Source organism: Microcoleus sp. MON1_C1, from assembly GCF_036701945.1.
Lineage (GTDB): Bacteria > Cyanobacteriota > Cyanobacteriia > Cyanobacteriales > Microcoleaceae > Microcoleus.
Window position 1 is genome coordinate 31,358 of the sequence record NZ_JAUBRO010000034.1, and the last position, 19,190, is coordinate 50,547.

Sequence of the window (19,190 nt, forward strand, 5' to 3'; positions counted from 1 at the left end):
AGATTTTAGATTTTAGATTTTAGATTTTAGATTTTATAGAAGTTTTTCGTATGGTTCTGAGCGCAAAGCGTGTCAAATTAACAGTAAAATCCTCTGTTTTTATCGTTTGTCTCGAAGTCTCGATCCCCCTAAATCCCCCTTAATAAGGGGGACTTTGAATGCTCTGCCCCCCTTTTTAAGGTGGAGTTTGAATACTCTTGTCCCCCCCTTACTAAGGGGGGTTAGGGGGGATCTAGACTCGACTACAAGCGATATTTATTATGGGTTTCAGTCTTAATTTGACACCCATCAATTGCCAAGCCTACAAACCCCTAAAGCTATTAAGCTTTAGGAATTAGCTGCAAAAAGGTATCGAAATCATCGACAGCTTTTTGATAGCTGGCCGTGACTTTTGCATAGTCAAGCTCTTTAGCAGCAAGATCGATGTTAACCAACTGGGTAAACAAACTCTTAGTTAAATCAACAGCTTGTTGTTGAGAACTAGGCAACAAACTCGCAGAGACAGTTTTCATGGTGTTCCGCAAGTCGCCTAGAGGCCCGTGAATGTAAGTTCTGGTATCAACCCAATTTTGTTTTTGAATTAAGGTTTCCAGTTTATCCATGCGCGATCGGAACTCTGTCAGGGTAGGAACATAGCGCTGAATTTGCTGGGTCTGGGCTGCTGTGTAAGTCGTTGGAACTTTTGCTTCGACACTGCTGCAACTAACCAGAAATGCCATCAAAAACGCCATCATCAAGGCAAAAATTGAACGGGGACGAGTCATATCGATTTTAGATTTTAGATTTTAGATTTCTCGTTCTCTGGCTCTGCCTGGGAATGCAGCTCGGCGAGGAGCTGGTTCACTGACCTAGCACCGAGAGTTATGTACAAAATATTATTTTACCTCCTGGCGGCGCAGAAAAGTGATCACAGAATTGCCAACTTTTTCTGACCAATGTTCTTGAGGATAATGCCCCGCTTGTTCCAGTGTGACTAACTCTGCATTTTGCAGGGAACCGACTAGCTTTTGAACTGGTTCAACACTCAGCCAAGGATCTGTCAAACCCCAGACAAATAAAGTTGGTCGAGTCCATCCTTTCAAGCCGGATTCAATTTCGGCCATTGACTGCGGCAATTGAATATTGCGGACAGTATTCATCAGCGATCGACCTGCATCCGAACTCTTCAAAAACGGGCCGCGGTAAACATCTAAATCCTTGTCTGATATTGTCTGGCGGCTGCCACCTTCGAGAGTTCTGTCAACCAAAAGCGGGTCTTGCGTCATCATGTCGCCAATAAAAGGCAGCCCCAACTGCTGCATTTTCCAAGGCAATCTTATATCAGGTGACACTGGTGTATTTATGATGGCTAGACGATCAATTTTATCGGGATTGCGTAAAGCGTATTGAATGCCGGCTGAAGCTAAAAATCCTTGGACAACGAGGGAAAAGCGGTCTAATTCTATAGCTTGAATAAAGCCAGCGAGGGCGTCAACAAAAGCATCGGGAGTGTAGGCAAAGTCGCGCTTGTCTGGTTTTGTCGATCGCCCGTAGCCCACCCAATCAGGGGCGATCGATCTAAATCCCTGTGCAGCCAAATCCGGCATAATTACAGTCCAGGTAAAACTCTGGGACGGCAAGCCGTGCAGCAGCAGTACGGGCGGTTTAGCAGTTTCGTTAACCGGATTTGTTTCCCGATAAAACCATTTCAGCGGGCCTACTTCAACTATCTTCTCATCAATTAACATTATTTTACTGGTTATTTATCAAAGAATAAGGCGGGGAATACCCGCCCTACTTACCTAATAGTTGGGTGTGCACAGAACGCCTTACCCAACTAATTACAGCCGCACTTAGAAATTCATTTCAGCAGCTTGAACTTTTTCGACCTGTTTCTTCTTGAGAACCAGCATAATTTGAGCCAGCATGGTCAAAGCCACGAAAGCCATCAATCCTTTAACTCTATCGGCACTTTGCAGCACAATCTCCACGTCTTTTTGACCGAAACCGCCCACATTAGGATTGTTCGTCAAAAGTTCGCCTGCTGCAACTGTTTGTCCTTCGGAAACAATCAGTTCTGGACCAGCAGGAATCGTATCAACAACGGCTGCACCTTCGGCAGGTTGAATTGTCACTTGATAACCGCCATCTTCAGGTTGAGCAATCTTAGAAATGCTGCCAGCTACCGAAGCATTGTAAACAGTATTATTGCTCTTTTCGCCAGTAGGATAAACCTGACCGCGGCCGCGGTTGCCACCAACATAAATTTGGTATTTGCCGTAGTGAACGGACTTGTCAGTTTCCGGATTCGGCGACAAAACTGGGAATACCAATTCTTTGTACTGTTCTCCCGGTACTGGACCCACTAAAACAATATTTTCTTGGGTTTCGCTGTAAGGTTGGAAGTAAAGATCGCCGACTTTTTCCTTCATTTCTTCGGGAATTCTGTCAGCGGGAGCAATTTTGAAACCCTCGGGCAACATCACTACAGCGCCTACATTCAAGCCGCTTTTGCTGCCGTCGCCGCCAACTTGCTGCACGCTAGTATCGTAGGGAATCTTGACAATAGCTTCAAACACCGTATCTGGCAAAACAGATTGCGGTACTTCAACTTGAGTCGGTTTTGCACCGAGGTGACAGTTAGCGCAAACAATGCGGCCTGTTGCTTCGCGGGGAGTAGCGGGTGCTGTTTGCTGAGCCCAGAAAGGGTAAGCAAATGCTGCTTGGGGAAGTGCGATGTCGCTGGTGAGGAAAAATGCTGCGGCTACGATCGCAATTAAGGCTGTTTTCGCGATCGTCCTGGCACTGCGGCGAAATATCGCAGATAAATTAGTTTGTGGCATTAGAGTATTCAATCTCAAAGGTCAGACAATTTTGGATTTTGGATTTTGGATTTTGGATTTTGGATTTTGGATTTTGGATTATTAGAATGCTTTAGGGATGCAATTATCTGTGGTTTTCACCATTCACCCCCTCTCTAAAATCTAAAATCTAAAATCCAAAATAGTTTAAGACCACCAAGGTGCTTCGCCGGTGCGGAAATCAGTTTCTGTCCAAGTTGTAAAAGCGATCTTGTCATCTGCGACAGTGGCGTGGGCCAGGGCCAGAGACAAAGGCGCGGGGCCGCGCACCACTTTGCCCTCATTGTTGTATTGAGAACCGTGGCAAGGACAGATAAACTTGTTTTCGCTAACATTCCAAGGCACGACGCAACCCAAGTGAGTGCAGACTGCATTGATGCCGTAGTCGGCGATAGATTGGTCTTCTTTCACCACAACATAGGTGGGGTCGCCTTTGAGACCTTGGGCTAAGCTGCGATCGCCCGCAGGGTGCGAAGCCAAATATTCGCTAACGATGATGTCGTTACCCAAAGCATCTTTAGCTGTCACTCCGCCGCCAACTGCCCCACTCGACGGAGGAACAAAATACTGGACAACGGGATAAAGTGCGCCCAGTGCCACACCTGTGACTGTACCGAACGTCAGCAAATTCATAAATTGGCGACGCCCCATATCGGGAACATCGGGATTTCCAGCAGAAGATTGAGCCATGACCTGCCTTTACGGTTTTAAGTTACGTTTGTTTGTTAGCTGTTAGCGAACCTGTACGTGCAGAGGAAGGAGGATAATTGCCGTTAATCTGCTCGCACAAATTTTAGGCCGCGAAAATTCCTTTTAAGAATGCGCCTTCCAGCCTTTATTAGAGTATTATTACATTTTTTGAACTTTGTCTTTTATTGTTTAATGGATTAACTCAGGAGCAACCATGACGGGTAAGGATTTACACCAGCTACTGCTAGAAAAATGGGGAAAGTCTTACGATATCAGATTGCGGCGGACGCGGGGCAAGATTTTTGTGCAAGTTATGTGGAAATATCTAGAACAGGCATCTTTTCCGATGACGGAGGCTGATTATTTCGAGCATTTGGATGCGGTGGCCAATTACCTCAACGGCTGGGGGAGCACAGAACAGGTGAGAGAATATATCGTAACTACTCGCGATCGCCCGCGCTTGGGTAAAGCTGTCAGCGTTCCCCTAGATTTGGGTGAAAGAGCCTCGGAGTGGTTGCTAGACGAGTTTTGAATCACTCAGTCGATTTTAGATTTTAGATTTTAGATTTTAGATTGACTCCACAGCCGGGATCTGGGGGAGTTCCCTAAAGTTTTGTGTCGCGCCGCGGCTGGATTAGTTGAGCCCAAAGTCCCGAAAATTGATCGGCGAGCTTGTCATACGACTTGCCGCTGGTGAGAAACTAAGCTGTGGCGCATCTAATTTGCACAGATGTTTTGATTCAAAGTCTTGTGTGGCGGGCTTTGCTGCGCGCCGCCAACTGTCGGATTTAAATGCCGCAACAGTTTCTGGGGCTTTTTAGGGGCTTTTTAAATTTTGGGCGATCGGACTTCTAGCTTACCAAAATCATCCGAACCAATTTCTGTCAACAATTTCACATACAATGAGTGTCAGATATCTTGTGAAATTTAGGAGAATGTTGTAATGGGTGTTGCACTGGGAATGGTTGAAGTCTTAGGATTTCCCGCTGCAGTAGAAGTTGCGGACTCAATGGTGAAAGCAGCCCGTGTTACTTTAGTTCGCTATGAGAAAATAACCCGCGCCTACTGGACAATTATAGTGCGAGGAGATGTTTCTGAAGTGCAAGCAGCCGTTGCTGCTGGAATTGAATCAGTTAAAAAGGTCGATGGCGGAAAGTTGCTATCGTATCACATAATTGCTCGTCCCCACGAGAATCTGGATTACGTTTTGCCGATCGGCTACACTCCTGAAGTCGAACAGTTCCGAATGTAGTCAAAGTTTTGACAAAACTTTGGTGTTGAATTTTAACTTTTACTAATTATAGAGGCGCGGGCGATCGCGTCTCTATATTTTTTTCCGGCGAGTCGATCGCTGTTTCGGTGGAGTTTTTAGCGCCCTAAAAGCTTCACCAAACCAACCCCGCCAAAATACAAGCTCAGCACCGCACCTCCTAAAAGACTTTGCGTTAAAGGGTCAGTAGAAGGCGTTAAAACCGCTCCCAAAACTGCGGCTCCCAAGACTACATACCGCCAGCCGGAGAGCATTTGGTTGGAAGAAACTATGCCCAAAACACCGAGCAATACTTGGAGAATCGGGATTTGAAAAGCTAAGCCGGTGCTGAACATTAACAGCAGCACAAATTTAAAGTATTTGTCGATCGACCACAACTGCTCTACAACATCCGCCCCATAGGTAACAAAGAAGTTGAGCGCCGCCGGAATCAGAGCGATGTAAGCAAAGACTAGCCCGCCCAAAAATAGGAAACTCGAACCGAAAAACACCGGCCCCAGCAACCTGCGTTCTTTGCGAGTCAAACCGGGGAGAACAAACAGCGCTATCTGGTAAAAAATAAACGGAGTGGCGAGGAGCAAACCGCTGTATCCGGCTACTTCGATAGAAACAAAGAAATACTCGCCGGGAGCTAGTTGCAGAAACTTGACGGGCCCGGCGGGTACTTCTAGCAGTTGCACGATGGGTTTAACTGTGAAAAAACAACCGATTACAGCGATTACTACTGCAATTAGCGAGTAGAAAAGTCGCATACGCAATTCTTCTAAATGCTCGAACAAAGACATCTCAACTTCGTCGGGAAGTTCGTCGAGAAATTCGTTTTCTAAGTTGCGGGAACCCATCGCACCGCCGGCGATTGGTGCAATGCTGTTTTCCGGGCTAATTGCTTCGAGGTTGTTGTCGGAACCTTGTTCGGATGTCTCCAAGTTTGAGGGAGCAGTCATAGGGAATGGGTAATTGGTAATGGGTAATTGGAAATTGGTAATTAATTGGAAATTGGAAATTGAGAATAGTTATTTCATAATTGCTCCGACTTCCTTCTTCATTCTTTATTCTGACTTCAGCAGCAGAAGGAACGATCGCTCATTAATCCGTGTAGCGGTGTCAAAACCCGTGTCGTACCTTCATTATTCAATGACGATCGCAATTTTGCCGATCGCGCGACCGGTTTCGCTGTAAGCGTGGGCTGCTGCTACTTCTGCTAAGCTGTAAGTGCGATCGACAATCGGCTCAACTTTATCGGATTCTATTAACTCCCGCAAAGCCCCTAAATCGCTGGGATTGGCATTGGCTAGAATGAATTTAGCTTTTTTACCCGATAAAAACCAGCTCGTTAACATCGGTGCGAGGTTCTCGAAACTTGGCAAAGTCGATATATAAACTCCCTCTGGTTGCAGCACTTTTTCGCATTCAGCAAATGTTCTTGTCCCCACAGCATCTAAAATTATATCATATTTATCGGTTTGTTGAGTAAAGTCAATTTCTTCGTAATCCAGGACAAAATCGGCTCCCAAACTATTGACAAATTCTCTATTTTTAGCACTGCAAACTCCCGTTACTTCCGCATTCATTGCTTTCGCAAATTGCACGGAAAAAGTGCCGACTCCGCCGGAAGCGCCGTTAATCAATACTTTATTTCCTGCTTGAATTTGACCCAAGTCCCTGAGCGATTGCAAAGCAGTTAAACCTGCGATCGGTACTGCTGCTGCTTCTGCATGAGTGATGTTTTTCGGTTTAATTGCCGCATCCGATTCTGCCACGACTGCATATTCGGCGCAAGCACCCCCACTGATGGGATTTAAGAAAGTATAAACTTCATCTCCGGGTTGAAATTTAGTGACTTCCCGGCCGACTTCCACGACAACTCCCGATATGTCAGAACCGACTATTCGAGGAAAGTTAAATCCGGTTAATAGTTGCAGGTGTCCTTGCCGGATTTTCCAGTCTACGGGATTGACGCTGCTAGCGCGAACTCGCACTAACAATTCGTTGGGTTTGGCGATCGGCTTTTCCAACTCTCGGTATTGCAATTCCTCGGCTGAACCGTAGCGATCGAACGCAACTGCTTTCATGGCCAATTTTCCGGTTTATTTCCAATACAACACTCAATCCTTTACAATTACAGCACATTCGATCTAAATGTGACACAGTAAATTGAGCTAGCCTTGTAGCAGCGGGCGATCGACTCTTGGAGGCCTCCAGACAATGGGCAGGCGTGAGGTAATGGGTTCGCTGGCCCAGTGCGATGGCTAGCGATTAAAATTAATAGGGACGGGGCGGGCGATCCCATAACCCTGAGCATAATCTACTCCAATCTCCCGCAATTTTTCTAAGATAGTCTCGTCTTCGACAAACTCAGCTATAGTTTCAAGATTCATCGCATGGGCAATACGATTAAAACCTTCAACCAGGGCTTGAGAAATCAAATTATGATTAATATTCTTGACAAAAGCACCATCAATTTTTAAATAATCAACTGGTAAATTGAGCAGATAAGCAAAGGAACTCAATCCACTGCCAAAATCATCTAAAGCAAAGCGACAGCCAATTTTTTTGAGTTCGCTTATGAAATATCTAGCTTGCTCAAAATTTGCGATCGCTGCGGTTTCTGTGATTTCAAAACCAATGGCTTGTGGGGGGACTTGGTAGCGAGAAAATTGTTCGATTAAAAGCCTCAAAAACTGATTGTTACTAATGCTAGCCCCAGAAAGATTTATCGTATACAAGCCTTGACTAAGAACATTTTTTTCAGGCAATTTGTGATAATTAGAGAAAAAAGTTTCGATTACCCAACAATCGATCTCAGTTATCAAGCCGTAACGCTCGGCGGCGGGAATAAACTCATTTGGAGATACTATTTTTCCATCTTCGTCCAGCATTCTGAGCAAAATCTCATAATGCTCTACTAATGGTTTAGAGGTAATAGAGACAATCTTTTGGTAATAGAGACAAAAACTATTGGTTTCCAGCGCTCGGCTGATTTTGGAAATCAACTGCCTCTCACCACGTTGTTTAATTAGTTCGCCATCATCTAGACGATAAATATGAACACAGTTTCGCCCTCTGGCTTTGGCGGCATAACAAGCTGCATCAGCCGCTCCCAGAAGCTCCATCAAATTTTGGGTGGTGTGGTCAATGGCCACAACTCCAATGCTGACTCCGATGATAAAGGTGTTGCCATTCCAAATAAACCGAAATTGATGCACTAGGTCTTTGAGGTTTTCCGCAATCTGAGTTGCTTGAGATAGTGGACATTGAGTGAGCAAAAGACCAAATTCATCACCTCCCAAGCGAGCCAGTGTGTCATTACCGGGGAGTCCCTTTTGTAAAAGTGTAGTGATTTGTCGCAGTAGCTCATCCCCAGCAATATGACCTGCGGTATCGTTAATGACTTTGAACTGATCTAAATCTAAATAACAGAGAGCGTGCTGCTGATTGCTATCTTCAACAGAAGCGATCGCATCAACTAAATGTTGCTCAAATCTTCGACGGTTGATTAACCCCGTCAGGGCATCGTGACTGGCTTCCCAAGAGAGTTGACGGCTGAGATAGCGCGATTCAGTAACGTCATGAAAGACCATAACTGCCCCGATAATTTGACCTTTACGGTCTCGAATCGGTGCTGCCGAGTCAGCAATGGGATACTCGGTTCCATCATGGGCAATCAGAATAGTATTGTGAGGTAAGCTCACAATTCGCTGCTCTAATAGAGCCTTGTTTATAGGATTCTCTACTGGCTCTCCCGTTACGGAATCAACAATTAGGAAGACTGTAGACAAGGTAACTCCTTGAACCTCATGAGCCTTCCAGCCTGTCAGTCGCTCAGCTATAGGATTGAAATATCTCACATTACCTTCGGCATCAGTAGTAATGACCGCATCGCCAATTGATTCCAGTGTCACTTGAGCCAATTCCTTTTCGGCAAAGAGAGACTCTTCGAGACGTTGCCGTTCTTCAATTTCTCTCAAGAGACGTAAATTCTGCTTTTGGAGTTTTTGTTGCAACCTTCCGATAGTTAGGTGGGTTTCGACACGAGCTAATACTTCTTCGACTTGAAATGGCTTAGCAATATAATCTACCCCTCCAGCAGCCAGCCCTTGCACCTTATTGAAAGTTTCATTTAGCGCACTTAAAAAAATTATTGGAATGTCTGCAGTGCGCTCATCAGATTTTAATTGTCTGCAAACTTCATAACCATCCATATCAGGCAATTTAATGTCGAGTAAGATTAACTCCGTCGATGGCGATTGGGCGGCTCTGAGCGCCAGTGCCCCTGTTATTGCACTGCGAACTTTATAACCCTCTGCCCTCAAAGTATCCCTGAGAAGACGCAGGTTATCAGGCAGATCGTCAACAATTAAAACATTGCCTCGGTAGTTTGTAGGTACATCGCTACTTCTATCGCTAGTTCTATCGACAATCATCAGAATTATGGGTTTGAAACCCCGTCCTTTTAGGACGGCTTTACAATTCCCTTGCGGGGTTGGGGAGGTATGGTTGCCTCCCCGCCGGGATATGGTTGTCCCGTTCTCCTTGCGGAGTAAAGTTAGCTTCGCCAATGTTTAGTGAGCTTGCGCCGGCTAGCAGCACTACTTCAGTGACCTTAAAGTTGTTTAACTACTAGCGACAGAGCGGAAAACTAGCTTCGTATTCTCCGGTGTCGTGACTCAAAAAACGTAGTCAATTAAGACTTAAGCCCGTCAGAATGGCTTGTTAGATTTCTCCTTCAAGCCTCATGCCTTTAGGCTGAGGTTCCTGACATTAATTTCCCTAGTTTCCAGCTATAGGACTAAAAGCGTATGCACAAATAGTATAGTTTAATTATGAGGTTATAAAGGTCACTTTACGCATAAAGAAGTCCTGCGCTCCCGGAGATATGGGGCTGGCAATGGGGCGCAGCCGTACAAAGTCTGCATTGTTCGGGTAGGAGCCGTCCCCCCGTGGTTGCCCTTCTTCGCTTCGCCTAACATTAGAAGAACATTGTTTCAACCGAAGCAGCCAATTTATGAACAAGCGCATTTCTCAAATGGCAAGTCTACTCGTCATTGCGATCGGATGTCTCGTGCTGCTGGGTTGGCAATTGGACATCTCCCTACTCAAAAGTGGTTTTCCCGGTATGACTTCGACCATGAAAGCAAACACGGCAATTTGCTTTTTGCTGGCTGGAGTGTCTTTGAAATTGTTGCAGTACCAAAGAACCCGACTGCACAATCGCATCGCTCAAGGGATGGCAGGATTCATAATCATCATCGGTTTGCTGACGTTGAGCGAGTATATTTTTGGTTGGAAGCTGGGTATTGATGAGTGGCTTTTCCGAGATTTCGTGTCTTCAGCGACTCCTTATCCGGGAAGAATGGGAGTAAATACCGCCCTAAATTTTGTGCTGATGGGACTAGCACTGTTACTGTTAGGGAAAAATTCCCAACGGGACACTTGGTTGGCTCAGATTTTTAGTAGTGTTGCAGCTTTAATTTCTCTACTAGCTTTATTTGGATACCTATTCAATGTCGATATTCTTGAACATTTGGTCACAGTTACGACGGCTCAACCTGTAAACACGATCGCCACCTTTTTCATTCTCTATGGAGGAATTTTATTGCTCCGCCCCAAGGAAGGATTAATGCAAGTAGTAACCAGTCCCCTAGTTGGCGGAGTAATGGTTCGGTGGTTGCTGCCTTGGGCGATGATCTTTCCGGTGGCAGTGAACTGGTTAACTCTTCAGGGACAAAATTTAGCCTGGTATAACGCTAATTTTGGCTATACATTCCGTTCAGCTATTATGGTTTTCACGTTCTCAATTCTCATCTTGGGGACGGGGCGATCTTTGAACCAGATAGATTACAAGCGCCAACAAGCCGAAAAAGAACTTAAAAAACTTAACGAAACTTTAGAAATTCTTGTGGCTGAACGAACAGATGATTTACAAAAATCGCAGGCTCGTTTTGCGGGAATTCTAGAAATCGCCAATGATGCAATTATTTCCATCGATCGCACTCAACGCATAACCCTGTTTAATCAAGGGGCAGAAAAGATGTTTGGCTATAAAATGGATGATATTTTAGGGAAGCCACTGAATTTACTGCTGCCAGAACAGTTTAGAGATGCACATCCGCAGCATATCAAACAATTTGCACACTCTTCTACCAGAGCGCGAAGGATGGGAGAACGAAGCGAGATTTTGGGTCGTCGTCGAGATGGAACGCAGTTTTCGGCTGAAGCCTCTATTTCTAGGCTGGAAATGGGAGACGAAACGGTATTTACTGTTATTATGCGGGATATTAGCGATCGCAAGCAAGTAGAAGCATCACTGGCTCACATGGCAGCGATTGTGGAATACTCTGGTGAGGCAGTTATTAGCAAGTCATTAGACGGCATCATTTTAACCTGGAACAATGCAGCAGAAAAAATCTTTGGCTACAAGGCTGAAGAAATCATAGGACAATCCATCCTCATTCTAATTCCCTCCAATATTACCTACGAAGAACACCAAATCCTAGAAACGATTCGACAAGGGGAAAGGGTTGAAAACTATGAAACCGTGCGTGTCCGAAAAGATGGACAGCTTATCCACATATCTTGTACCATATCACCTCTGAAGGACACAACAGGCAGAATTACTGGGTGTTCTGTAATTAAACGCGACATCACCGAGCGCAAACGAGCTGAAATAAATCGCCAACAAATTGAGATGGCTTTACGAAACAGTGAAGAGCAGTTTCGCCATGCGTTTGAAGATGCCTCTATCGGGATGGCGCTCGTTTCACTTGATGGGCACTGGGTTAAAGTCAATCCTGCCTTATGTCCGATTCTTGGCTACTCCTCAGAAGAGTTGTTAGCGTTAACTTTCCAAGACATCACCCATCCTGACGATTTAGAAGCGGATCTTAGTTATGCCAATCAACTATTAGCAGGAACAATTTCAACTTACCAAATGGAAAAACGGTATTTCCATAAACAAGGACATATTATTTGGATTCTGCTTAATGCCTCGCTCGTACAAGATGAACAGGGAAATCCACTGCATTTTATTGCTCAGATCCAAGAAATTACGGCTCGCAAAGAAGCTCAAAAAACGCTAGAACTTCACAGCATTATCATGAATAACATGGGAGGAGGAGTGTGTTTGATTAAAGCCTCCGACCTCATAATAGTCTACACCAATCCTACCTTTGACGCTATGTTTGGCTACACAGAGGGCGAACTCGCAGGTCAATCCGTTGGTGTCTTGAATTATGTCGATACAAAGCTTACACCAGATGTAACCTTTCTAGATATCGTCACTCAAATTGAACAGAGCGGGGAAGCGAAATATGAAGTCCACAATAGAAAGAAAGATGGAACTCTCTTTTGGTGCAGATCTCATACATCCATGTTTGAGCATCCTGAATACGGAACTGTATATGTTGCCGTTCAGGAAGACGCAACAGAGCTAAAACTGGCTGAGCAAGCCTTGCAAGCTACCACAAATCGCCTCCACTTTCTTCTAAACTACAGCCCCGTGGTCATTTTTAGCTGTAAACCTGCTGGCGATTATGCAGCAACGTTCATCAGCGAAAATATCAAAGATATATTGGGCTACGAAAGCCGCGAGTTTTTAGAAGATTCTAAATTTTGGGTGAATCACTTACACCCCGATGATGTAGAACCAGTGCTTAATGGCTTACCAAATGTATTCGTTAATGATTTTTATTTCCACGAATACCGTCTTCGTCGCTCCGATGGGGTTTATCGCTGGATGCTGGGTCAGCTTAGGCTAATTCGAGATGGTTCAGGTAAACCAGTAGAAATCTTGGGATATTTAATTGACATTAGCGATCGCAAACAAGCTGAGTGGGAATTTCACCACGCAAATGAAGCAAACCAAGCCAAGACTGTCTTCCTCGCGAACATGAGCCACGAACTCCGCACCCCCCTGAACTCAATTTTGGGATTCACGCAATTGATGAGCTATGAGAGAAATCTGACTCCTTCTCTCCAAGAACGTTTACAAATTGTCAATCGTAGCGGTAGACATTTATTGGACTTGATTAACGATATTTTAGATTTATCCAAAATAGAGAGCGGACGGATGACACTCAATCTTTCTGACTTTGATTTGAGAAATTTGCTGGCTTCTATTGAAGAAATGTTCCAAGTTAAAGTCCAATCTAAAGAATTGCAACTAATTTTTGAGCTAGCTCCCGACATTCCTCAATCTGTGCATAGCGACGAGAAAAAACTCTATCAAATCTTGGTCAATCTGCTCGGTAATGCGATTAAGTTTACCAACCAAGGAAGCGTCACCCTACGGGTAACAGCAACAAAAAGAGACAAAACATCCTGTCACCTATCTTTTGAAGTTGAGGATACAGGCGTGGGAATTGCGCCCAGAGAAATGGATAAATTATTTAAGGTATTCGTACAAGCCCAAGCTGGGAATAATTTGAGTCAAGGCAGTGGGCTCGGTTTAGCCATCAGTCAAAAACTCGTCAAACTCATGGGCGGTCAAATTCGCCTTAAAAGCACTTTGCACCGAGGTAGCACTTTTTCCTTTGAGATTCCTGTACAGTTACCTCAAGCAGAATCCTTACCCCCAGAATCAAGTAATCAAAGAGTAATTGGTTTAGCTCCCGGACAACCGACTTACCGCATTCTTATTGTTGAAGATTTAGAAGAAAATCGCCGCTTGTTAGTCGAAATCCTGACCTCGGTTGGTTTTGAGGTGAGAGAAGCAAAACAGGGAGTGGAGGCACTCTCACTGTGGAAGAGTTGGCGGCCGCACCTGATTCTGATGAATTTGCGAATGCCGATCGTGGATGGCTACACAGCTACTAAACATATTAGAGAACGCCCTCAGAGCCAAGAAACTGTCATTATTGCTTTAACTGCCAGTATTTTTGGAGAAGAGCGAGAGAAAGTTCTTATGGCTGGCTTTAACGACTTTATAAGCAAGCCATTTCAGCAGAAAGAGATCTTTGACAAACTAGCTAAATATTTGGGAGTAACATATATCTACGAAGCCGTAGAACAAACCCCGCAAAAACAATTAGTTGAAACGGTGTCTGTAGAAGATCTATCCATCATGCCGCCTCAGTGGTTAGAACAAATGTATCAAGCCGCTTACTATCTCGATACCGAAGTTATGAATGAATTAATTGGACAAATTCCAGCCTCCAAAGCAAGTTTGTCCCAAGCACTAACCGATTATATCAATAATTTTAATTCCGATAGAATTATGGAGCTTATTCGACCTTTGCTGCCCAATCCACTGTAGTTATCGACTTTAAGGACACACAAGCTATAGTGCTGTAACCAGTGGCTATATTTCCAATACAAACAACAGGGTAAAGGATTTGGAAGTTTTCGCAGAGGTCTATGGCAGATATCCATCAGCATGAGGAAATCGCATACACATTAGATGGAATGTGCTGTATCATATAGCAATTCTATTTCGTATGTGAAGGAGATTTATTTTTTTTATTAACTGCAGAGGGTGTTGAGGGGCCAGAGAAAGAGAAAAGAGATAGAGAAATGATTGATTTAACCGGAAAGGTAATTTTAGTAACTGGTGGCTCGAAAGGGATTGGTGCAGTGACGGTGCGGACTCTGGTTAATGCTGGGGCAGAGGTGATTTTGCATTACTTTCGCAGTCAGAAAGAAGCTGAAGCGGTAGCAGCAAGTGTTGCGCGCGATCGCTGTTATTTATTGGCAGCCGATTTGATGGTGGAAAACGCGGCTTCGACTTTGTGGCGAGATGCTTTAAAATGGCGCGGTCATATTGATATTTTAGTTAATAATGCGGGGATTATGCAGTCAGCGGGTATAGAGGACAAATTCGATATTTGGTCTTCAGCTTGGCAGCAAACTCTACAAGTAAATTTAGTTGCCGTTGCCGATTTATGCCGGGAATCTATCCTGCATTTTCAAACTCGCCGAGTCGGCACAATTATTAATATAGCAAGTCGCGCTGCTTTTCGCGGCGATGACCCGAATTATCTGCACTACGCCGCTTCTAAAGGTGCTATTGTTGCTTTAACTCGCAGCATTGCTAGAGGGTTTGCGGCTGATAATATTTTGGCATTTACAGTTGCACCGGGATTTGTCAGTACAGAAATGTCTAATCAGTTTATTCAGGAGTTCGGTGAAGCTAATATTATTCGCGATATCCCGATCGGCAAAATCGCTCCTCCTCAAGATGTTGCCAATGTTATCGCGTTTTTAGCATCCGGTTTGGCTACGCACGCTACCGGAACTACGATCGACATTAATGGAGCTTCTTACGTGCATTGAGACAATTACTGTAAAATACCTCTCAAGGCTCACGCTGACACCTTTTAAAACTAACTCATTTATCACTTTAGCAAGACGCTAAAAACCTCATAAATCATTTAGGGTGAGATAAAAGATAGTCTGAGGAATGTTGATTATGACAACCGATAACGGTAGCGACACAAAACGAGTTGCCATACTCATTGAAAATGGAGTTGAAGATTCGGAATTTTTAGTTCCTTACAACGCCTTAAAACAAGCAGGATTTGAAGTAGTTGTCCTCGGTTCGCGGACAAACGAAAAGTATGCAGGGAAACAAGGAAAAGTTGCCCAGCAGGCTGACGGAACTACCACTGAAGCAGTACCCGCCGAATTCGATGCAGTGATAATTCCCGGCGGTATGGCTCCCGATATGATGCGGACTAATCCCAATACAGTACGTTTTGTACGAGAAGCATTTGAGCAAGGAAAAATCGTCGCTGCTGTTTGCCACGGCCCGCAAGTTTTGATTGAAGCCGACTTGCTAAAAGGCAAAAATGCGACGGGTTTCTTGGCAATTAAAACAGACATGATTAATGCCGGGGCTAACTACATTAACGAAGCTTTAGTAGTTGACGGCAACTTGATTACTTCCCGCCAACCTGGAGATTTAGCAATATTTACCACCGCAATTATGGCTCGCCTCGGTTACGGCGGAAAAGAAGTCGGTTTGCCCGAAGAAAGTGACACAAATGCAGAATGGTGGAAATTAGCTAATGGTTGGGGAGGTTCTACACAAGGCGACATTGTTAAAGGTTTGAATACCGCCCTCGCAGGGGAACGCTATGCTTGCGAAGCGTTTCAAAATTATGCGGAAAAAACCCAAGACAGCGATTTGCGATCGCTCTTGAGAGAAATGATTCAAAACAAACAGAACCACATCCTCGCTCTCGAAAAACGCCTCAACGATTTCGGTGAAAAACCCTCAATTCCTGCCCAAATTGCTGACAAATACGCTAAATTAAAAGCTTCGATGCAAGGAACCGATGAAAACTTTTTGCTGCGGAGCACTCTAGGTGAGTTGCAAACCGGTGTTGTCGATGTCAACAACCTGCGGGTGAAGTTCACAGATCCCGTATCAACTGCCATTTTGACAGAGATAGAATCGGATTTGTCTAAGTGTGAGCAAGCCGTTGCTAAACTCTACCGCGCCCGTGCAGCTTCCCAGGAAATTAAGTCGCCTAAACCTTCGACTAGCCCCGCTGTAAAAATGTAATCAGCAAGGGGATAAATAAGTTTGTAGTTTTGTTGAGAGGTGAAAACCCGCACCAATATCGCAGCTACAAACTTGCTCTGCAATCCTACAATATACGCCTTGGCGGTAAAATAAAACCCAACACTAAAAAGCAGATATTCAACTAACTGCAAGGTGGAGGGTTTTATTAAATGGGTTTTATTTTTGTTTCAGTGGCATACGGCGGGTTTGAAGGAAGCTTGCGGCACCCAGGGGCGGTACCAGCCTCCGGATTCATCCGTGCAGAAATAAAAAATATAGTATCCGATAACCAGCCCCCGGATACATCCGTCAAGTCGCTTTCTTCAATTCTAAAATCTAAAATCTAAAATCTAAAATCTAAAATCGAATTGCCTTCTTCCCTCTTCCTTTAGACAGGAGACACCTAGGCTATAAATGCGCTACTGTGTTGCCAATATTTTGATGAGGAAAAAAGGCCGTGGTTCCCTTACGCGATGAAAATCCCATTACTATCACTCCCTACGTTACCTACGGGCTGGTTGCCGCAAACATATTAGTATTTTTGTACGAACTCAGTTTGGGCGATCGACAACTAACCCAATTCTTCTACTCTTGGGCCGTAATTCCTTGCCAGTTAAGCAATATGTGTCGGGTTGCCCTGCCAGCTTCGCCCTTTCCGGAATGGACAACACTAATTAGCTCCCAATTTCTGCACGCAGGCTTTCTTCACATTGCCGGAAATATGTTATTTTTGTGGATTTTTGGCAACAACGTAGAAGACCGTTTAGGGCACGTCAAATTTATAATATTTTACCTTACTTGCGGCGTTTTAGCATCACTAACTCAGTGGTTTTTTTCCTCATCATCTGCCATTCCGTCCCTAGGTGCTAGCGGCGCGATCGCAGGCGTGATGGGAGCTTACATTCTCAGATATCCCCAAGCCAGAGTTCTGACACTGCTTCCCCTGGGAATCTTTTTTACCACCGTCAGAGTCCCCGCTTTCTTCTTTCTAGGATTTTGGTTTGCACAGCAAGCATTGAGCGGCCTGGCTTCGTTGAATGCCCCGGCAAGTGTCGGCATGGAATCCGGGGGAGTTGCCTACTGGGCCCACGCCGGCGGCTTTGTTTTCGGCGCTATTCTCGGCCCTTTGCTGGGATTGTTTTCTGAAGAAAATCAGATTTAATTTTTTATCGCAGATGAACGCAAATAAACGCAGATAAACTGCCAAGAAATGGGCGTTTATCTGCGTTTATTTGCGGTTTCAAACCTCTGATTTTTCTCACACTTCGGTGCTATACTTGCCTCTTTTTTGGGACTTTTCCTCAAAAAAAAGAGATTTAATTTTACCTCAGCTAAACACAAATTAACGCAGATAAAGCCAAGACAATCGGCGTTTATCTGCGTTTATCTGCGGTTTCAAACCTCTTATCTTTTTAGATAAACGTGAAGTCAAAGCCCGAAAGAGAAGAAACCCCAGTTACACCATTTAACTTCGCCAAAATGCGAGAATCAGCACCGGCCACGTTATTGCCATTGCCGTCATAAATGATGTAAGTATTGCCGCCGGAATCGTAAGCAAACAAGAAAGCAGTTCCTCCCAGAATATTTGCAGAAACAGTTGTCTGCACATTCAGCAGAACTTGACTGCCATTGCTGAGATTGGCAAATCCGGGGGCAAAATTAAACTGATCGGCGATCGGCACACCGAGACCGTTAAAATCAGTAATCACATCGTATCCGCCCGCCGCGATCGCAGCATCGATCGCCGTCGAAGAAGCCGCATCAAAGACTGGCCCACCTTGTGCAGGGCTGGTATAGCGGAATTGATTGCTGCCGCCGCCCCCCGTCATGGTATCTGCGCCGAGGCCGCCTACGAGCACGTCGTTATCCAAATCGCCGTTAATCGTATCGTTGCCGCCTTGACCATCAATAGTATCGCTGCCCGCCAAACCGTCCAAATTGTCCGGCAAAGAACCTCCAACCAAATTGTTAGGCCCGCTATCTGCAGGCAAGATCTGGACGGTGATAGTACCTACGCCCGGAAGTGTCCCGACTCCGTCGCTGACGCTGTAGGTGAAAGCAGTTGTACCCGCTACGTTGCCGGGGATGAATTGCACTTGAGAGACAAGATTTACAGCTATCCCCAGTTGCGGTGTGCTGACATTGATAATGTTGAGCGATCCTTGTTGCGGGCTGGAATCGTTGGCCAGCACGTCGATGAAAGTGGGCTGCGAATTATTCGTACTCGTAAATATGATGCCGTCATTGACAGCAATCGGCGACAGGGTAGTTGGAACAGTTACGGAGGTATCGAAAGAATTGATGTTAATTGCGACTGACGCTGCTGCCGTGCCGCCTTGGTCGTCAGCTACGCTGTAGCTGAAAGAACCGGCTGGCCCGATCGCGTTTGTTCCAGGTTGAAATTTTAGCCCAAGTAAATCCTGAACGGTTAACTTTTGGTTCACGGTGAGGGGGCTCGTACCCGTAATTACCTGACCAAAAGTAGGATTGGGAAGTCCGACTACCGCGATCGACAGTGGCTGGCCCTCCGGGTCGCTGGGCGCCGAAATGCTCAGAGACAGAGGCAAATTCTGCAAACCAGTCACCGTCTTGCCAGCTTCCACGATCGGCGGCTGGTTAGGAGTCGGAGATGTAAAACTCGGCGGAGTCGGCCCGCCACCCAACGGCGGAGGAGTTGGGGGCACCGCAGTTGGAAGCGGGACGATCGAAGGACTCGGACTCGGAGTTGTCGCGCCCGCAGTCGGACTCGGACTCGTACCCGGAACCTGTACCGGCAATGGCCCCGTTGTTGTCCCGCCGCTAGCAGGAGCTGTCCCGCCGCTAGCAGGAGCTGTCCCGCCGCTAGCAGGAGCTGTCCCGCCGCTAGCAGGAGCTGTCCCGCCGCTAG

General features: G+C 45.4%; 14 protein-coding genes. 6 read left to right on the forward strand and 8 right to left on the reverse strand.

The features are described from left to right. Positions 1 to 320: 320 nt before the first annotated feature. The 4 genes from psbQ to petC form a co-directional block, all read right to left on the reverse strand. A complete protein-coding gene (gene psbQ / locus QUA62_RS19370; RefSeq protein ID WP_333406060.1) occupies positions 321 to 764 on the reverse strand; it encodes a photosystem II protein PsbQ in 444 nt (147 codons plus the stop codon). 111 nt (positions 765 to 875) lie between these two features. After that, positions 876 to 1,727 carry an alpha/beta fold hydrolase gene (locus QUA62_RS19375; protein ID WP_333406062.1) on the reverse strand — a complete coding sequence of 284 codons (852 nt, stop codon included), beginning with the start codon at positions 1,725 to 1,727 and terminating at the stop codon, positions 876 to 878. A 105-nt stretch (positions 1,728 to 1,832) separates the two neighbouring features. Further along, positions 1,833 to 2,822, reverse strand: coding sequence for a cytochrome f (gene petA, locus QUA62_RS19380; protein ID WP_333406064.1), 990 nt, complete (start codon positions 2,820 to 2,822; stop codon positions 1,833 to 1,835). A gap of 165 nt (positions 2,823 to 2,987) precedes the next feature. After that, positions 2,988 to 3,530: a cytochrome b6-f complex iron-sulfur subunit gene (gene petC, locus QUA62_RS19385; protein ID WP_242717315.1), complete on the reverse strand. Its 543-nt coding sequence runs from the start codon at positions 3,528 to 3,530 to the stop codon at positions 2,988 to 2,990. A 214-nt stretch (positions 3,531 to 3,744) separates the two neighbouring features. Here petC and QUA62_RS19390 point away from each other — a divergent pair, with 214 nt between their 5' ends. Together QUA62_RS19390 and QUA62_RS19395 are read left to right on the forward strand one after the other, a co-directional pair. Further along, positions 3,745 to 4,062 (forward strand): DUF3067 family protein, encoded by a 318-nt coding sequence (locus QUA62_RS19390; RefSeq protein WP_190661639.1) that lies wholly within the window; start codon positions 3,745 to 3,747, stop codon positions 4,060 to 4,062. Positions 4,063 to 4,473: 411 nt separating this feature from the next. Continuing rightward, entirely contained in the window at positions 4,474 to 4,782 is a 309-nt protein-coding gene (locus tag QUA62_RS19395; RefSeq protein ID WP_006631236.1) for a carbon dioxide-concentrating mechanism protein CcmK, read from the forward strand. A 116-nt stretch (positions 4,783 to 4,898) separates the two neighbouring features. On the opposite strand, the gene tatC is transcribed toward QUA62_RS19395, so the two are convergent. From tatC to QUA62_RS19410, 3 genes are all read right to left on the reverse strand, one after another. Continuing rightward, a complete protein-coding gene (tatC, locus tag QUA62_RS19400) occupies positions 4,899 to 5,744 on the reverse strand; it encodes a twin-arginine translocase subunit TatC (RefSeq protein WP_333406066.1) in 846 nt (281 codons plus the stop codon). Positions 5,745 to 5,927: 183 nt separating this feature from the next. Next, complete coding sequence (locus QUA62_RS19405) at positions 5,928 to 6,872, reverse strand: NAD(P)-dependent alcohol dehydrogenase (RefSeq protein WP_333406068.1); 945 nt, start codon at positions 6,870 to 6,872, stop codon at positions 5,928 to 5,930. Positions 6,873 to 7,049: 177 nt separating this feature from the next. Continuing rightward, positions 7,050 to 9,224 carry an EAL domain-containing protein gene (locus tag QUA62_RS19410; protein ID WP_333406070.1) on the reverse strand — a complete coding sequence of 725 codons (2,175 nt, stop codon included), beginning with the start codon at positions 9,222 to 9,224 and terminating at the stop codon, positions 7,050 to 7,052. Positions 9,225 to 9,805: 581 nt separating this feature from the next. On the opposite strand from QUA62_RS19410, the gene QUA62_RS19415 reads away from it, so the two are divergent. The 4 genes from QUA62_RS19415 (at position 9,806) to QUA62_RS19430 (ending at position 17,465) form a co-directional block, all read left to right on the forward strand. After that, a complete protein-coding gene (locus tag QUA62_RS19415; RefSeq protein WP_333406072.1) occupies positions 9,806 to 14,053 on the forward strand; it encodes a PAS domain S-box protein in 4,248 nt (1,415 codons plus the stop codon). A 257-nt stretch (positions 14,054 to 14,310) separates the two neighbouring features. Beyond that, entirely contained in the window at positions 14,311 to 15,069 is a 759-nt protein-coding gene (locus QUA62_RS19420) for an SDR family oxidoreductase (protein ID WP_333406074.1), read from the forward strand. Between the two features lie 136 nt (positions 15,070 to 15,205). Continuing rightward, entirely contained in the window at positions 15,206 to 16,303 is a 1,098-nt protein-coding gene (locus QUA62_RS19425; protein ID WP_190661625.1) for a DJ-1/PfpI/YhbO family deglycase/protease, read from the forward strand. A gap of 457 nt (positions 16,304 to 16,760) precedes the next feature. Further along, positions 16,761 to 17,465 carry a rhomboid family intramembrane serine protease gene (locus QUA62_RS19430; protein WP_190661623.1) on the forward strand — a complete coding sequence of 235 codons (705 nt, stop codon included), beginning with the start codon at positions 16,761 to 16,763 and terminating at the stop codon, positions 17,463 to 17,465. A gap of 250 nt (positions 17,466 to 17,715) precedes the next feature. Here QUA62_RS19430 and QUA62_RS19435 read toward each other — a convergent pair. Continuing rightward, positions 17,716 to 19,190: Ig-like domain-containing protein (locus QUA62_RS19435; RefSeq protein ID WP_445301691.1), on the reverse strand; the 1,475-nt coding region annotated here is incomplete at its 5' end.